Origin of the sequence: Mucilaginibacter sp., from assembly GCF_028288185.1 — a bacterium.
Lineage (GTDB): Bacteria > Bacteroidota > Bacteroidia > Sphingobacteriales > Sphingobacteriaceae > Mucilaginibacter.
In genome coordinates, this window is record NZ_JAQBOF010000008.1 from 207,892 (window position 1) to 223,567 (window position 15,676).

General features: G+C 39.1%; 13 protein-coding genes. 5 read left to right on the forward strand and 8 right to left on the reverse strand.

Going from position 1 to position 15,676, the window contains the following annotated elements:
- The first annotated feature begins 8 nt into the window (after positions 1–8).
- Positions 9–3,257 carry an efflux RND transporter permease subunit gene (locus JWQ34_RS03485; RefSeq protein WP_299353977.1) on the forward strand — a complete coding sequence of 1,083 codons (3,249 nt, stop codon included), beginning with the start codon at positions 9–11 and terminating at the stop codon, positions 3,255–3,257.
- On the forward strand, positions 3,247–4,365 hold the full coding sequence (locus JWQ34_RS03490) for an efflux RND transporter periplasmic adaptor subunit (RefSeq protein ID WP_299353980.1): 1,119 nt from the start codon (positions 3,247–3,249) through the stop codon (positions 4,363–4,365). The genes JWQ34_RS03485 and JWQ34_RS03490 overlap by 11 nt, the downstream gene beginning before the upstream one ends.
- 6 nt (positions 4,366–4,371) lie before the next feature.
- On the opposite strand, the gene JWQ34_RS03495 is transcribed toward JWQ34_RS03490, so the two are convergent.
- From JWQ34_RS03495 to JWQ34_RS03515, 5 genes are all read right to left on the reverse strand, one after another.
- Complete coding sequence (locus tag JWQ34_RS03495; RefSeq protein WP_299353983.1) at positions 4,372–5,799, reverse strand: serine hydrolase domain-containing protein; 1,428 nt, start codon at positions 5,797–5,799, stop codon at positions 4,372–4,374.
- Positions 5,800–5,809: 10 nt separating this feature from the next.
- Entirely contained in the window at positions 5,810–6,739 is a 930-nt protein-coding gene (locus JWQ34_RS03500; protein ID WP_299353985.1) for an aspartate carbamoyltransferase catalytic subunit, read from the reverse strand.
- A 39-nt stretch (positions 6,740–6,778) separates the two neighbouring features.
- Complete coding sequence (gene pyrR, locus JWQ34_RS03505) at positions 6,779–7,339, reverse strand: bifunctional pyr operon transcriptional regulator/uracil phosphoribosyltransferase PyrR (RefSeq protein WP_299353988.1); 561 nt, start codon at positions 7,337–7,339, stop codon at positions 6,779–6,781.
- Between the two features lie 570 nt (positions 7,340–7,909).
- Positions 7,910–9,880 carry a 30S ribosomal protein S1 gene (gene rpsA, locus JWQ34_RS03510; protein ID WP_299353990.1) on the reverse strand — a complete coding sequence of 657 codons (1,971 nt, stop codon included), beginning with the start codon at positions 9,878–9,880 and terminating at the stop codon, positions 7,910–7,912.
- 179 nt (positions 9,881–10,059) lie between these two features.
- Positions 10,060–10,731, reverse strand: coding sequence for a hypothetical protein (locus tag JWQ34_RS03515; RefSeq protein WP_299353993.1), 672 nt, complete (start codon positions 10,729–10,731; stop codon positions 10,060–10,062).
- A gap of 192 nt (positions 10,732–10,923) precedes the next feature.
- On the opposite strand from JWQ34_RS03515, the gene tyrS reads away from it, so the two are divergent.
- Genes tyrS through JWQ34_RS03530 form a run of 3 tightly spaced genes read left to right on the forward strand, consistent with a single transcriptional unit; the run spans position 10,924 to position 13,217 of the window.
- Positions 10,924–12,207 carry a tyrosine--tRNA ligase gene (tyrS, locus tag JWQ34_RS03520; RefSeq protein WP_299353996.1) on the forward strand — a complete coding sequence of 428 codons (1,284 nt, stop codon included), beginning with the start codon at positions 10,924–10,926 and terminating at the stop codon, positions 12,205–12,207.
- 48 nt (positions 12,208–12,255) lie between these two features.
- Positions 12,256–12,750, forward strand: a complete 495-nt coding sequence (locus JWQ34_RS03525; RefSeq protein WP_299353998.1) for an antitoxin Xre/MbcA/ParS toxin-binding domain-containing protein — start codon at positions 12,256–12,258, stop codon at positions 12,748–12,750.
- On the forward strand, positions 12,750–13,217 hold the full coding sequence (locus JWQ34_RS03530) for an RES family NAD+ phosphorylase (protein ID WP_299354001.1): 468 nt from the start codon (positions 12,750–12,752) through the stop codon (positions 13,215–13,217). The genes JWQ34_RS03525 and JWQ34_RS03530 overlap by 1 nt, the downstream gene beginning before the upstream one ends.
- A gap of 61 nt (positions 13,218–13,278) precedes the next feature.
- Here JWQ34_RS03530 and JWQ34_RS03535 read toward each other — a convergent pair whose 3' ends face one another.
- From JWQ34_RS03535 to JWQ34_RS03545, 3 genes are all read right to left on the reverse strand, one after another.
- Positions 13,279–13,932, reverse strand: a complete 654-nt coding sequence (locus JWQ34_RS03535) for a PH domain-containing protein (protein WP_299354004.1) — start codon at positions 13,930–13,932, stop codon at positions 13,279–13,281.
- Between the two features lie 58 nt (positions 13,933–13,990).
- Positions 13,991–14,974, reverse strand: coding sequence for an acyl transferase (locus JWQ34_RS03540; RefSeq protein ID WP_299354005.1), 984 nt, complete (start codon positions 14,972–14,974; stop codon positions 13,991–13,993).
- 82 nt (positions 14,975–15,056) lie between these two features.
- Positions 15,057–15,410, reverse strand: a complete 354-nt coding sequence (locus JWQ34_RS03545; RefSeq protein WP_299354006.1) for a DHCW motif cupin fold protein — start codon at positions 15,408–15,410, stop codon at positions 15,057–15,059.
- Positions 15,411–15,676 lie beyond the last annotated feature (266 nt).

Here is a 15,676-nt window from a genome sequence, read left to right on the forward strand (position 1 = left end):
TATATAAAATGGGATTAATAAAGGGTGCACTTAGAAGGCCAATTACCGTACTGGTTATAGTAGCGGGACTGTTCTTTTTTGGTATAAGCGCGATACGGAGTATTAAAATTGATATTTTCCCGGACCTTAACCTACCTGTAATTTATATATCGCATCCATACGGTGGTTATACCCCTAACCAAATGGAATCATACTTTGGTAAGCAGTACGTTAATTTATTGTTGTATGTATCAGGTGTGAAAAGTATCGAAACCCGTAACATAAGTGGTTTAACTTTATTAAAGTTAACCTTTTACGAAGGTACTAATATGGCGCAAGCCGCCGCCGAAGTTACAGGCTATACCAACAGGGCCCAGGCAGGCTTTCCGCCCGGCTCGCAGCCGCCGTTTATTTTGCGCTTTGACGCGTCTACACTCCCGGTAGGTCAGTTAGTACTAAGTAGCCCCACACGTACCAACAATGAGCTGCTTGACCTGGCTAATATCTATGTACGGTCTTCTTTTACCTCTATACCTGGTTTAGTTGCACCAGCTCCGTTTGGGGGTAACGCGCGTACTATTTTAATTAAGGTTGATCCGGAATTATTAAGGGCACACCATTTAACACCCGACCAGGTAGTTGTTGCTTTGCGAGAAAATAATCAAAACACACCCGCAGGTAATGTCCGCATAGGCGATTATAATTACATGGCCCCGGCAAACACCAGCATGAAAAAGGTGTCTGATTTTGGTGACATCCCCTTATATAAAGAAGGTATACAAACTGTTTTTTTGCGCGATGTAGCAACAGTAGAAGATGGTGCTGATATTACCTCAAGTTACGCTTTGGTAAATGGCAAACGCTCTGTTTATTTACCTATCACCAAATCTGCCGATGCATCTACATGGGATGTGGTGCAAAATCTTAAAAAAGCTATTCCACGTTTCCAGGGGTTATTGCCAGAGGATGTGAAGCTTTCTTACGTGTTCGATCAATCTGTATATGTAATAAACGCTGTAAAAAGTTTAGCCGAAGAAGGCGCGATAGGTGCGGTACTTACCGGCTTAATGGTACTCTTGTTTTTGGGGGATAAACGCGGCGCGCTTATTGTAATTTTAACTATACCTATAGCTATTATATCGGGCATATTCTTTTTGTCGCTGTTTCATCAAACCATCAATATTATGACGCTGAGCGGTCTGTCGCTTGCTATAGGTATTTTGGTTGATGAGTCTACCGTAACTATCGAAAATATTCATCAGCATTTTGATATGGGTAAACCTAAGGCTTTGGCTATTTGGGATGCTTGTAAAGAAATTGCCTTCCCTAAGTTATTGATCCTTTTTTGTATCCTGGCGGTGTTTGCGCCGGCGTTTACTATGAAGGGTATTCCGGGCGCATTGTTTTTACCGCTAGCATTGGCTATTGGTTTCTCCATGATAACCTCTTACCTGTTATCACAAACCTTTGTGCCGGTTATGGCTAACTGGGTAATGAAAAACAAGCATGAAGACAAAAGCCATCCCGATGGTTTCGCACTGGAAGACGAAGGCGATGCCTGGGAACAAAAAGAACTCGCCATAAAAAACGCTACCGAAACCAAAGGCAAAAAATTAACCCGGTTTGATAAATTCAGGATTAAGTTTTTGGATCTTACAGACCAAATGATGCCAAAGCGTAAACTCATCGTGTCATTATACGTGATTGGTGCCTGCGGCCTGGCTTTTTTAATGTTTAATATTATAGGCCGCGATGTATTGCCTAAGGTAAACTCTGGTACATTCCAAGTGAGATTACGCGCACCGGATGGCACCCGTTTAGAACGTACAGAAGCTATTACCTTAAAAGCGCTAAATGTATTAAACAATTTAGTAGGCAGGCAAAATATTGAAATTACATCTGCACTGGTGGGTCAGCATCCGGGGCAATTCTCAACCAGTCCAATCTATTTATTTATGGCAGGCCCGCAGGAGGCCGTAATGCAGGTAAATTTAAAGGAAGATTATAAAGTTAATTTAGATGAACTGAAAGAACGTTTTAGAGTGGCCATGAAGAAAGAACTGCCGGGCATTATGCTTTCCTTCGAGCCGATAGAGCTTACCGATAAAATATTGAGCCAGGGATCTCCAACACCTATAGAGGTGGCCATATCCAGCAAAAACAAAAAACAAAATGTTGACTTTGCCTTTAAAGTTCTGGATCGGCTGAAAAAAATACCTTACCTGCGCGATGTGCAGATAGGGCAGTCGTTTAGGTATCCGGCATTAAATATTAATATTGACCGAGCGCGGGCGGCACAATTGGGAGTGAGTTTAAATGATATATCACGGTCGCTGGTGGCATCAACCTCATCATCACGTTATACCGAAAAAAATATATGGCTGGATGAAAAGGTAGGATTAGGCTATTCGGTACAAGTACAAATACCCGAATATCAAATGACCAGTGTGAATGATATACGGCAAATACCGGTACTAAGCGGCCAATCGAGACCGGTGTTGGCCGATGTAGCAGATATTACTACAGGAGTTACCAATGGCGAAAACGACGATATAGGCAGTGTGCCTATGCTTTCCGTTACCGCCAATATCAACAACAAGGACCTGGGTTCGGCATCAACTGCCGTTAATGATGCCTTAAAATCATTAGGTAAACTGCCCCGTGGTTTAACTGTTGCCCCACGCGGATTAACCACTACTTTAACAGACACCTTAGATAGCTTACAAAACGGATTACTAGTAGCTGTAATCGTAATATTTTTAATGCTTGCAGCTAATTACCAGTCCTTCAAAATGTCATTTGTAGTATTATCTACAGTTCCGGCTGTATTGTTTGGCTCCTTATTTTTGGTTAAGTTAACCGGCGCAACGTTAAATCTGCAATCGTATATGGGTATGATCATGTCTGTTGGTGTATCCATATCCAACGCTGTATTATTAATTACTAATGCCGAGGAATTGCGTAAGCATAATGGAGATGCCCTTAAATCGGCCCGCGAAGCTGTTGCACTACGTTTAAGACCTGTTTTAATGACCAGCCTGGCCATGATTGTAGGTATGATACCAATGGCGTTAGGGATAGGCGAGGGTGGCGATCAAACATCGCCATTGGGCCGTGCGGTTATTGGGGGTTTGATAGCATCAACCTTTGCCGCTGTGTTAATATTGCCCTTGGTATTTGCCTGGGTACAAGGCAACGCTAGTACTGATTCTGTTTCGTTAGATCCTGAAGATAAAGAAAGTAAATTTTATGTTCCCCTGCACCATCATGAAAAATAGATCAATAACTGCATTGGCCGGCTTGGCTATAATTACCAGTTTGCTGCTGGTTGCCTGTCATCAGGATGATAAGGCAAAAGAGGATGCCAAAGAACAAAAGGCACAACAGGACGCGGTTGATTTCCCAACGGTTAATGTTGCATCTGTTGAGAAGGGTAAGTTAAGCTCGACCATTGCCGTTCCGGGAGAGTTGTTGCCTTATCAACAAGTTGACCTGTATGCCAAGATAAACAGCTATGTAAAGAAATTATTGGTTGATATTGGTTCGCAGGTACATACCGGGCAGCTATTGGCTACCCTTGAAGCACCCGAAATGGTTTCACAACTGACAGGCGCACAATCACGCATAAAACAGCAGCAGGCAGTTTATTATGCCAGTAAAGCAACTTACGACAGGTTATTAAACACCAGCAAAACTCCCGGCACAATTTCGCAGAATGACCTGGAGCAAGCCGAAGCAAAAAAGAATGCCGATATGGCCAATGTTGAAGCTGCAAAATCGGCTTATAAAGAAGTATCGTCAAGCTTGGGATATTTAGAGATCCGTGCACCTTTTGATGGTGTGATAACCGCCCGTAATATTAACCTGGGCGCTTATGTTGGACCGGGTGGTAAAAATGCTGATCCGCTATTTGTGTTGCAAAACCAAAGTCGGTTGCGTTTGGTAATATCTGTGCCCGAAAGTTATGTGGGTGGGCTAAGCAATAAAAGCGAAGTTAAGTTTACCGTTAGAGAATTAGCCGGACAAAAATTTACCGCGAAGATTGCCCGATTAGCCGGTGCGCTTGATGATAAACTACGTTCTGAACGTGTGGAGATGGATGTTTATAATAAAGGCAATAAGCTTTTACCCCACATGTATGCCGATGTTAATGTGCCATTGCCATCACATGATAGTACGCTATTGGTGCCAAAAAGCGTCGTAGTTTCATCAACCGAAAAGGTATTTGTTATTAAGGTTGTTGATCATCGCGCCAAGTGGGTTGAGGTTAAAAAAGGTTTCCAGGGCGGTAATAAAATGGAAGTTTACGGCGATTTAAAAGAAGGCGATAAAGTAATTAAAAACGCTACCGATGAGATAAGAGACGGACAGAAGGTGAAGGATTAGTCCTTATTACAATTTCTTCAAAATACCAACGCCGATACCATCAGTACTTGTGCTTGCATTTGATAAGATAACAACAGCAATATTCTTCTCTATATTATAGGCCAGGAAACTACTGCTGCCACCAGTACCCCCATTATGAAAATAATAGCTTATGCCATCTACTTTTATAATATGCCAGGCCAAACCTAATTTAGGTTCGTTATAAAACGTAATTTGGTGGGTTAATTCTAAAGCCTTTGATAGTTTACTATCAGTCTTTATCATATTGGCTTTTGTATATAATAGCAGGTCATTTACAGTTGATTTTAATGATCCGCATGATGCAAGCGCGTCAAAATCCCAGGCAGGTGTTTGCTGGCCCTCTTCATCATAAACTGTTGTAAAGCGTGATGACATCAAAGTATAAAGATGTTGAACTGTGCTTTTCATCCCCAAAGGCTTACAAATAATTTCGCTTACTAATTGCTCATAAGATTTACCGCTTATTTGTTCTAAAATTATACCTAACAAGCCGACAGCTAAATTAGAATAAGCATATTTTGTACCCGGCGTGCTTTTTAACGTACAGCTTTTTAGGTAGCCGAATAATAACTCCCTGGTATAGCTCTTATAAGGATTTGATTCGTCATACAATCGTTGGGATGCAAAATTAGTGGGCATTCGTGGCAAGCCGGATGTATGATTAATTAAATTAACCAAAGCTATGTTTTTTAGTTCGGGATTGGCAGCTACCGAGTCGGGCAGGTATTTGGTTATCGGGTCAGATAAATTGAGCTTGCCTTCGTTGACATACCAGGCCAGTACGGTTGCTGTAAATGTTTTGCTGATGGAGCCTATTTCGAAAATGCTATTGGCAGTGGGTAAATCATTATTTCCTTTCTTGGTTTCACCATAGTTATAAGTGCTTATTTTCCCGCCTTTAAATACACCTATACTTAAGCCAACTGTATTTGATTTTTGGATATATTTCCTGGCAACTGAATCAATCTTTTTATCCAATTCTGATTTTAAAGGATTACTTGATTTAACAAGTGTTGACTTATTAACAGCTACTTCTTTGTAAGGTTCTAACTTAAAATAGCTCAGCTTATCGTTCTCATCCAAACCTATGCCCAACTGCATATTTACCGCATCCATTTGTATTTTAAAGGCAGCTGTTACATTATTGACAAAGCTGATGAGTGAGTCTTTTTTTATTGTGCCTAACGAGAACAGATCCCGGAAGAGGAAATCTCTAAACACTCCCGGACTAATAGATTGTTTGAAACGAAGTCCGGCAAGATCATAAATGGCATCTGCATCTTTAGTCTGCACATACTTTTTAATAAGCCTGAATACAGAATCTGTTTTTTGCAGTTGGCGGCTTTGGGCAAAAGTGTTTGCGGATATTAGTATCCCAAAAAACAAAACCCATATAACGCGCGCAAGTTTCATGGCATCGGAATTACGGGGTTTGCCCGGCCAAAAGATAGAGTACCGCCATGCGTATGGCAACACCATTTTCTACCTGGTCCAATATAATAGATTGCTTGCTGTCGGCAACATCACTGGTGATTTCTACACCGCGATTAATAGGGCCGGGGTGCATTACGGTGATCTCTTTGTCTAAAGAGTCCAGTATATCTTTATTTAATCCATACAACATCGTATATTCACGTAGTGACGGAAAATACTTAATATCCTGGCGTTCCAGTTGTATGCGCAACATATTGGCCACATCGCACCAATTAAGGGCTTTTATCAAGTTGTGCTCAACCTGTACACCCAATGCGCCAATATATTTAGGGATAAGCGTAGTAGGGCCACAAACCATTACTTCGGCACCAAGCTGTTTTAGACATAAAATGTTTGACAATGCTACACGCGAGTGCAATATATCGCCCACAATAACCACTTTCTTGCCTGCCACATCACCATACTTTTCGCGGATAGAGAAAGCATCAAGCAGAGCTTGGGTAGGGTGCTCATGCGCGCCATCGCCTGCGTTTACTATTTGAGCCTTTACATGTTTTGATAAAAAGGTAGCGGCTCCAGCGTATGGGTGGCGCATTACCACCATATCAACCTTCATGGCCAGTATGTTGTTAACGGTATCTATCAGCGTCTCGCCTTTACTTACTGATGATGATGAGGCAGCAAAATTTACTACATCGGCTGATAAGCGTTTCTCGGCCAGTTCAAACGATAAGCGGGTACGGGTAGAGTTTTCGAAAAATATATTGGCAATGGTCAGATCGCGCAATGAAGGTACTTTACGTATCTGCGGCTGATTTAGCACATCTTTAAAGCGGTCGGCGGTTTCAAATATTAATTCAATATCCTGGGCTGTTAAACCTTTAATGCCTAGTAGATGCCTTGTGCTTAGTTCTGCCATGTTTATATATCGGATTTCGAATGTTCGATTTCGGATTTATTAATCTGTTTGCTTATTTTCTATTTCTGATAATAGTACAACTTTGTCTTCGCCATCAGTTTCGACCCAACTCACCACTACCTTTTGCGATGCAATTGAATCTACCTCGATACCAACATAGTCTGGCATTATCGGCAGATGGCGCGAATATCGTCGATCAACTAAGGCTAGCAGCTCCACCTTTTGCGGGCGGCCATAGGCCAACATGGCTTCCATGGCTGCGCGTATGGTACGGCCACTCCATAATACATCGTCCATTAAAACAACCTTTTTTCCTTCAATTATAAAATCCATTTTGGTTTCGCTGGGTATAAGCGGTGCGCTACGGCGGCGAAAGTCATCGCGATAAAATGTAATGTCCATATCACCTTGCCGGATATTATTACCGGGTAATATTTTGCGAAGCTCTTCGGCAACACGCTTGGCTAAGTAAATGCCTCGTGGTTGTATACCTATCAATACAGACTCTGAAAAATCGTTATGATTTTCTATTAACTGACGACATAGACGTTGTATAGTAATTTGAAATTTTTGACCGTCGAGCAGTGTAATGTTTTGCATCGTTTGGGTGGATTTGGGCAAAGATAATTATTTTTTTGAGGATAATTTATTAAAGATTGTCTGGAGTGCAAATCAAATTGTCGCCAAGGCCTTTTGGCTAAAGCCCTTAGTTTCTTATTTATTCTTACTCACCTCTTAAAAAGCCTGCTCCTTATCAGTTCATTGCCTTGGCTTCAGCCAACGGATAAGGGCCATTAAATAGGGCTTTAGCCAAAATAGCGACATTTTAATTTACACCCATTGCCCGGTTAAATACCTATTATTAATTATTAATTAATAATTAAATAATTAATAATTAAATATAATTTCACTCCTTTTGAGAAAAAAAATCTATATTTACTTCGATCTTACCTAGGAAGTTAAACCTTAAATCTATGCCGGTACGTAATCGTTTTCATGAAAATATAGTGCAATTTTTGTCTGGATTAATAATTGCGTTAATTGCAGTGGATGTAATTGTCAGGCTTATAAAGCTATTACTTCATTATTTGTTTACGAGGTAGAATTCTTTGTAACAAAAAAGCCCTACCGATTGCTCGATAAGGCTTAATGAAAATATTTGGTTAAAGCTTATTTAGCTTCTTCTTCAGATTTTTTAGCGGCTGCTTTTTTAACGGCTGCTTTAGTTTCTGCACCTTCCATTTGTTCTTTCAATTGGGCAAGTACACTTAAATCACCTAAAGTTGATTTTTCAACCGATTCTTTCACTTTCTTAACCGCGTTATTAGAAGATTTTGCTTCTTTTTTACGGTTTTCGAAATCTTGTACGCGAGCGTCAGCACGAGCTTCTTCCCAAATACGTGAGTGAGAGATCACTATACGTTTGTTTTCTTTATTAAATTCAATGATCTTGAACTCAGCAGCTTCTTCGGCTTTTAAGCTCTTGCCATCTTCTTTAACCAAGTGTTTGGTTGGCACAAAGCCCTCAACACCGTAAGGTAAAGCAACAATAGCGCCTTTGTCAGTTACTTTTATTACGGTACCTTCATGTATTGAATCAATAGTGAAAATGCTTTCAAAAGTATCCCAAGGATTTTCTTCCAGTTGTTTGTGGCCTAGGCTTAATTTACGGTTCTCAACATCAAGTTCTAGAACAACCACATTTAATTTTTCACCAACTTTAGTGAATTCATTAGGGTGATTTACTTTTTTAGACCATGAAAGATCAGAGATGTGAATTAATCCGTCAATGCCGTCTTCTAGCTCAACAAACACACCAAAGTTGGTCATGTTTTTAACTGTAGCTACGTGTTGTGTTCCAACAGAATAACGTTCAGCAGCATTTTGCCAAGGATCTGGGGTTAATTGTTTGATGCCTAATGACATTTTACGCTCTTCACGATCTAATGTCAATACTTGTGCTTCAATTTCGTCACTAACTTTCAAGAATTCTTGTGGGTTACGCAAGTTTTGAGACCATGACATTTCTGACACGTGGATCAATCCTTCAACACCCGGGATGATTTCTAAGAAAGCGCCGTAATCGGCAACAGTAACTATGCGGCCTTTAACTTTAGAACCAATTTGGATTCCTTCGTCAAGTGATTGCCAAGGATGAGGAGTTAATTGTTTTAAACCAAGAGCGATACGTTTTTTCTCGTCATCAAAATCAAGAACAACAACGTTGATCTTTTGATCCAATGCCAAAACTTCTCTTGGATGCTCAATACGGCCCCATGAAATATCTGTAATGTGTAATAAACCATCAACACCACCAAGGTCAATAAATACACCAAAGTCTGTAATGTTTTTAACTGTGCCTTCCAATACCTGGCCTTTCTCCAGTTTGGCAACAATTTCGGTTTTTTGGTTTTCTAAATCGTCTTCAATAAGCACTTTGTGCGATACCACAACGTTTTTAAACTCGTGGTTTATTTTAACAACTTTAAATTCCATTGTTTTGCCCACATAAACGTCATAATCCCTGATAGGTTTAATGTCGATCTGTGAACCTGGTAAGAAGGCTTCAACGCCCATAATGTCTACAATCAGACCACCTTTAGTTCTGCTTTTAACAAAACCGGTAATGATCTCATCGTTATCCAATGCAGAATTAATTTTTTCCCATGATTTTTGAGTTTTTGCACGTTTACGAGAAAGAACTAACTGTCCGTTAGCATCTTCTTGTGATTCAACAAATACGTCAACTGTGTCACCGATCTTCAAATCAGGTGTATCACGGAATTCAGAAACAGATACCAAACCATCAGATTTAAATCCAACGTTTAATACTACATCTTTGTTGTTAACATTTACAACAGTACCGGTGATAATTTCGCCCTTGGTGATTGAACTGAAGGTTCCATCATACAATTTCTCCATTTTTTCACGCTCGCTGTCGCTGTAGTTACCAAATTTTTTGTCGTCAGCATCCCAGTCAAAATCTTCGCGGGGAGCAACTGCAATTTGAGATTTGATCTCTTCGATTGATATTGAATCAGCCTCTGATTCAATAGTTTCTTTTTCGCTGGTTGCGGTAACTGTACCCAGTTCTGCTTCCTTAGCTTTTAATTCTTTTTCTGCTTCTTGTTTTTTTGCCATTAAATAATTTATCTCCTTTTCCCAATTTGTTAATTGGGACTGCAAAGGTAGGACTATTATTTTATTCTAAAAAAATTAATTTACTCTTAAATGCTGATTTTTAAGGGTTTTTGAGGTTTAATAGCAGTTTTTTGGCAATATTATTAGAACACAATACTTTACATAGATAAAAAGTAGGCTTATTGAGCAACTAATTTACTTTCTATCTCATTAAATATCGCCATAAAATCGAACAATAATAACTGGCGATAAGCTATTAATACCTCGTTCATTCGGGCCTCATGCTCTGGTGTAAACGGATTCTCCCAAACACGCATGCAAATTCTTTTAAGCGCGTAGGCAATTTGCGGCGTTTCTGAGTAGGTGTGTAAATAACCATCCCGCTTAAATCCTTCGTAAAAAAGGAAGAAGCGGGTGGTGTCTTTTAGCCCGGCAGTAGTAAGAAACTCTTCTATAATAGTGTTGTCGCAACCTTTTAGGTGTGCATAAAAATCATCAACAGTGATCTTGCCTGTAGTAAGTAACAAATTATCAATTATTAGCTCAATAGCTATATGCCCTAAAAAGAAAGGCTTTACCGGCGATCCTTCAATTACTGGTGTAAGCAGTTTTTTCAATTGATGAGAGTGGATAGCAAAAAAATCAGACGAATGGAAATAACGATCAACATCCAAATGTTTGTTCCAGCCAGCGATCAAGCCATTCAGATGTGTATTTTGGTAGTGTAGTTTTTCGGGGTGGAGTATAATATTCTTATCCGCATTCTTTAAAAGATCGGGTAATACCGTGCCTAGTATAAAATAGCAGTCGGTAACATTACGGTCGAAATAATAATGAGATAAAAAATTCATAAAAGCACCTTCAATCTAAAAATAAGAAAAATATATTACTGGTATAGTATATTTAACGCAAATAAGTTTAACATAGTTATTAGATTATTAAATTAACTGTTAGGCTATTGTTTTTCTTTTCTGCACAAAAGCACATATTCTACTATCTTTGGCCTCCCGATAGCTATTCGGGATTGAAATATTACTATACTAATGAACTTTGTTGAAGAATTACGCTGGCGGGGCATGTTGCATGATATTATGCCCGGAACCGAGGACCTGTTAAATAAAGGAATGACATCCGGCTATATTGGGTTTGACCCAACTGCCGATTCATTACATGTTGGCAGCCTGGCGCAGATCATGACCATGATACATTTTCAACGTGCAGGACACAAGCCTTTTGCGTTGGTTGGTGGTGCTACCGGCATGGTGGGTGATCCTTCAGGAAAATCTGCAGAGCGTAATTTACTATCGGAAGATGTTTTACAGAAAAACCTGGCAGGGATAAAAGCGCAATTAGAGAAATTCCTTGATTTTAGTACTGGTGCCAACAGCGCCGAAATGGTTAATAATTTCGACTGGTTTAAGAATTTTACTTTCCTTGATTTTATACGCGAGGTTGGCAAGCATATCACTGTTAATTATATGATGGCAAAAGATTCGGTAAAGAAAAGGCTTGAGGGTGAAACCGGGATGTCATTTACTGAATTTACCTACCAATTGGTGCAAGGTTATGATTTTTACTATTTGTGGAAACATAATGATTGTAAACTGCAAATGGGTGGGTCTGACCAATGGGGTAATATTGTTACCGGTACAGAATTGGTGCGCCGCAAAGGAGGCGGTGAGGCGTTTGCTTTAACTACGCAACTAATTAAGAAATCTGATGGTTCAAAATTCGGCAAAACTGAAGGTGGAAACATTTGGTTAGATCCGGAGAAAACATCACCTTATAAATTTTATCAGTTTTGGTTAAATACCAGTGATGAGGATGCTAAAACTTACATCCGCATATTTACTTTGTTTGATGAGGAAACTATAAAAGGTTTAGAAGTGGAGCAAGATGCCGCGCCGCATTTACGTATATTACAAAAAGCTTTAGCTAAAGATATTACGATACGTGTACATGGCGAAGCTGAGTACGAAAAGGCTATTAAATCGTCAGAGTTTTTATTTGGCAACACAGGCATCGAGTTTTTAAATGAATTAAATGAAACTGAAGTAATAGCTTTATTTGAAGGAGTGCCTAACTTTAGAATAACTTTTACTGATTTACAAGCGGGTATAAATGCAACTGACTTGTTAGCTGCTAGTACCAGCGTATTTGCATCAAAAGGTGAAGCTAAAAAAATGATACAAGGAGGTGGGGTAGCTATTAATAAAGTAAAAATAGAATCACCAGAAACTGTATATAATAATGAAGCCTTAATTGGAGGGAAATTTCTGATAGCGCAAAAAGGTAAGAAAAATTATTTTTTAATAGTTGTAGAATAATTTGATATTGCGACAAAAAGTATTTATTTTTGGATAAATGTCGTAATTATGAAACATAAAAAAGATGATATAGCCAAAAATGAATTAGGTGAACCAGCAGTTGCTTATAATGTTTCATCAACCAATTTGTTTGCAACAGCAATAGGTAATGCAGCAAGGCAATTTAATATAATGGGTAGTTATGATATTTTAAAAGCCACTCGACAAGGGCTGCCTAAACATGGCCTGATGGCCCTGGCTAAAAAAATATCGTTGACACTTCAGGAGTTTGCAAATATCATGCATATCTCAGAGCGCACGTTACAGCGTTATGATGATGATGAGATCATTAAAACAGAATACGCAGAGAAAGCCGTTGAGCTAGCGCGTTTATATACCCGCGGCGAAGAAGTTTTTGGCTCGATGGATAAATTTAAAATATGGATGAAAACCCCTGTTCATGTTTTTAGAGGCGATACCCCGGTTTCGCTTTTAGATACTTCTATTGGTTTTGATATGGTTTTTAAAGAGCTGGGCCGTATTGAACATGGTATTTTTGCCTGATGATACTTTACCGTTTAGTTAGAAGTGTTTATGCCGATGATTTGAGTGGTAATGGGGCGCGTCTATACGGTGGCCGTTGGAACAGCGAAGGCAAGGCTATGGTTTACCTGGCATCGTCAAGATCGTTAGCTGTATTAGAGGCGCTGGCGCATTTAAGTCCCACCAATATGCCTGATGATTATTGTATGATCACGATAGAGGCACCAGACAGTATTGATGAATTAAACATTAATACACTACCTAAAAACTGGAATGAATATCCTGAGCAAAATATTTTAAAGCAGATAGGCAATCGGTTTTTGCAGCAAAACAAACAATTGCTTTTAAAGGTACCTTCGGCATTGGTTAATGAGGAATTTAATTACCTGATGAACCCACTCCACAAGCTGGCAACCTCGGTTAAAATAATAACAAAAAAGCCGTTCAGTTTTGATGAACGGCTAGCCCCCTCTAATCTCCCCCGGTAGGGGAGACTTTAATTAGAAATTTTTAAAAGCCCTTCTGCCAAAGGACGGATTTGAAAATTATCTATAAATCATTTAGTAGTTCTAGTTTTTTGTGATTATATTCTTCTTGCGATATTAACCCGTTATCAAACAAAGTCCTTAATTTTTTAAGTTTCTCGGTTAGTACATCAGGTTTTACTTCTTCGTGATAAACAATTGGTTCTGGTTGCGACTCGGGTTGATTAGCGGGTTGTGTTGCCTGGAAAGCAGCAACAGGTTGCGATGGTGTTTCAAATTGTACTGATCCTGATTCTGCACGTTTTTCTTCCAGATCGCGTAAGCGGCGTGCTTCGCGTTCGGCTTCTTTACGTTCCTGCGCGTATTGGTATAATTTACGAGCTTGCACTTTAGGCAAGTAGTCAACACCCATTTCGGCACCATTGGTGGTTTTTACGCTAAATATGGCACCTATAATTTCTTCTTTGGTGTAAACGTCAACTACGTCTTTCCAAACAAAATCAACAAATTTTATAGATAGGCCCAGGTTTGCCGGGGTAAAAAATAGTACGCGTTTGTTTGTTATAGCAATACAATCGGGCAATAGATTTACCAATGGTTTTTTCTGTACAGCTATATATATAATTTCTTCGCCGGTGGTTAACAGATCAACCAAACGGGTATAAACTTTTTCAATTGCTTTTGGGTCCTGCTCATCGCGCAAAAATTTATCGATCATCTTATCTCTTTTTTTTAAAGTGCAAAAATATATAAATTCTGTTAGTTGTACAGTAAGTTTACGCTATCAATAAATTACATCCGCGGATATCAGCATTATCAAACCGGCCAAGTATTTCAAATTCGCCTTCGGCATACACTTTTCCTAAATCCTGTGTTGCTATAAATGAGCATGAATTAATATTTGCCAGGTCGATAATGTTAATGCCGCCGGCTTTGCCGTTGGTAACTAAACTTAAGGGATCATTAGTATCGCGCGTAATAATGCGCATCCATGGCGGGCAGTTAAATATCCCCTCGCCTTTTGAATAGGCTTGTGATAATAATTCGGTCATTCCATACTCAGAATGTATAGTTGTAACGCCAAAACCTTTACGTAAAGTGTTGTGCAATTCCTCGCGGATCATTTCTTTACGGCGACCTTTCATACCACCCGTTTCCATTACAATCAATTTGGGGAAGTTAATTTGATATTGATCTACAAAATCTAATAAAGCAAATGTTACACCTATTAATAAAGTAGGCTTTTTAGCGTATTGTTGTTTATTAAGTTGAGTTGCCAGTTCATCGTAGTTATATAAGTAGAAACCACTATCGTGGTTGTTTGATTGTGTGATCAGATCCTGAGCCATGTAAATAAGCGATGATCCTTGTCGTTCTAAATATGAGGGAAGCAAAGCTAGTACGGTATAATTTTTTATATCACCATAAAATAATTGAAACGCTTTGCGGAAACTTTCTTTATACCAGCTAACATCCGTTACATAATGGCTGCTGGTGGTCATTCCCGTTGTACCCGAACTGGTAAAAGTTACCTGTACGTCATCCACAGAGCTTAGTACCTGATGCGCTTTGAAAAACTGGATAGGTAAAAAGGGAATTTGCTGTATGTTCGTTATTCCATCGGTATTAATATTTAAACCCTTAATGAAATCAGCATAAACCCTGCAATTTTTAGCCTGATATTTAAAAACCTGCAGGGCAATAGCATTAAATTGCTCATCGTTATTTATAGAAAATACCTGCTGTTTATTGGGCTTCATTACTGCAAAGATAAGCAGATGTACAGATATGCAAATGTGTGGATATGCAGATAGGACGTTGGCCTGACCAATTAATCATTTACTACGGCTGATATTTTAAAAAGTCCCCATCAATAATCAATAGTTTTACATGTGTTTGTGCTAATGAGCGGTGGGAACTTAGTTCATCGGTAACTATATAGGTCATACCCTTGGTCAGGGTTGATTTTTCGCCGGTTTCCATTTCAGAAATAACAACGCCCTCTAAACAATGTACAATATGGCCTTTTTGACACCAATGGTCGGCTATATAACCCGCAGAATATTCAACTAATCTTACACGTAAACCCGTAAACTGTAGTGTTTGCCAGGTTGAATTACCTACCTCGCCGGGGTGGTTTGTTTTGGGTATAATATCCCAGTTTATTACCTGGAAAGGGATGTTTTGATCGCTCATTATAATAAGTAATTAAAGGGCGCAATTTAATAAAGAAACAAACACTTATATCTTTTTGCACAGATGCTGCCGTTGTACACCTAAAGACAATATTGAGCGCTTAATAAATTTATTATTGGTTTAATAGCAATGGATTTATGCCTATTGCTATTAAACTAACTTTATGGTATTTAAAATTATGACTTTCATAATTTTTTGCTCTTGCCACTCTTTTCCGGCTGCTTTATAACTTATTTATTGAATAAAAATCGTTTATTAGCTGTTGA

Excerpts from the sequence above, each read along its gene's own strand:
- JWQ34_RS03485 (WP_299353977.1), top strand. The coding sequence starts at position 9 with ATGGGATTAATAAAGGGTGCACTTAGAAGGCCAATTACCGTACTGGTT.
- JWQ34_RS03490 (WP_299353980.1), top strand. The coding sequence starts at position 3,247 with ATGAAAAATAGATCAATAACTGCATTGGCCGGCTTGGCTATAATTACC.
- JWQ34_RS03495 (WP_299353983.1), bottom strand. The coding sequence starts at position 5,799 with ATGAAACTTGCGCGCGTTATATGGGTTTTGTTTTTTGGGATACTAATA.
- JWQ34_RS03500 (WP_299353985.1), bottom strand. The coding sequence starts at position 6,739 with ATGGCAGAACTAAGCACAAGGCATCTACTAGGCATTAAAGGTTTAACA.
- pyrR (WP_299353988.1), bottom strand. The coding sequence starts at position 7,339 with ATGCAAAACATTACACTGCTCGACGGTCAAAAATTTCAAATTACTATA.
- rpsA (WP_299353990.1), bottom strand. The coding sequence starts at position 9,880 with ATGGCAAAAAAACAAGAAGCAGAAAAAGAATTAAAAGCTAAGGAAGCA.
- JWQ34_RS03515 (WP_299353993.1), bottom strand. The coding sequence starts at position 10,731 with ATGAATTTTTTATCTCATTATTATTTCGACCGTAATGTTACCGACTGC.
- tyrS (WP_299353996.1), top strand. The coding sequence starts at position 10,924 with ATGAACTTTGTTGAAGAATTACGCTGGCGGGGCATGTTGCATGATATT.
- JWQ34_RS03525 (WP_299353998.1), top strand. The coding sequence starts at position 12,256 with ATGAAACATAAAAAAGATGATATAGCCAAAAATGAATTAGGTGAACCA.
- JWQ34_RS03530 (WP_299354001.1), top strand. The coding sequence starts at position 12,750 with ATGATACTTTACCGTTTAGTTAGAAGTGTTTATGCCGATGATTTGAGT.
- JWQ34_RS03535 (WP_299354004.1), bottom strand. The coding sequence starts at position 13,932 with ATGATCGATAAATTTTTGCGCGATGAGCAGGACCCAAAAGCAATTGAA.
- JWQ34_RS03540 (WP_299354005.1), bottom strand. The coding sequence starts at position 14,974 with ATGAAGCCCAATAAACAGCAGGTATTTTCTATAAATAACGATGAGCAA.
- JWQ34_RS03545 (WP_299354006.1), bottom strand. The coding sequence starts at position 15,410 with ATGAGCGATCAAAACATCCCTTTCCAGGTAATAAACTGGGATATTATA.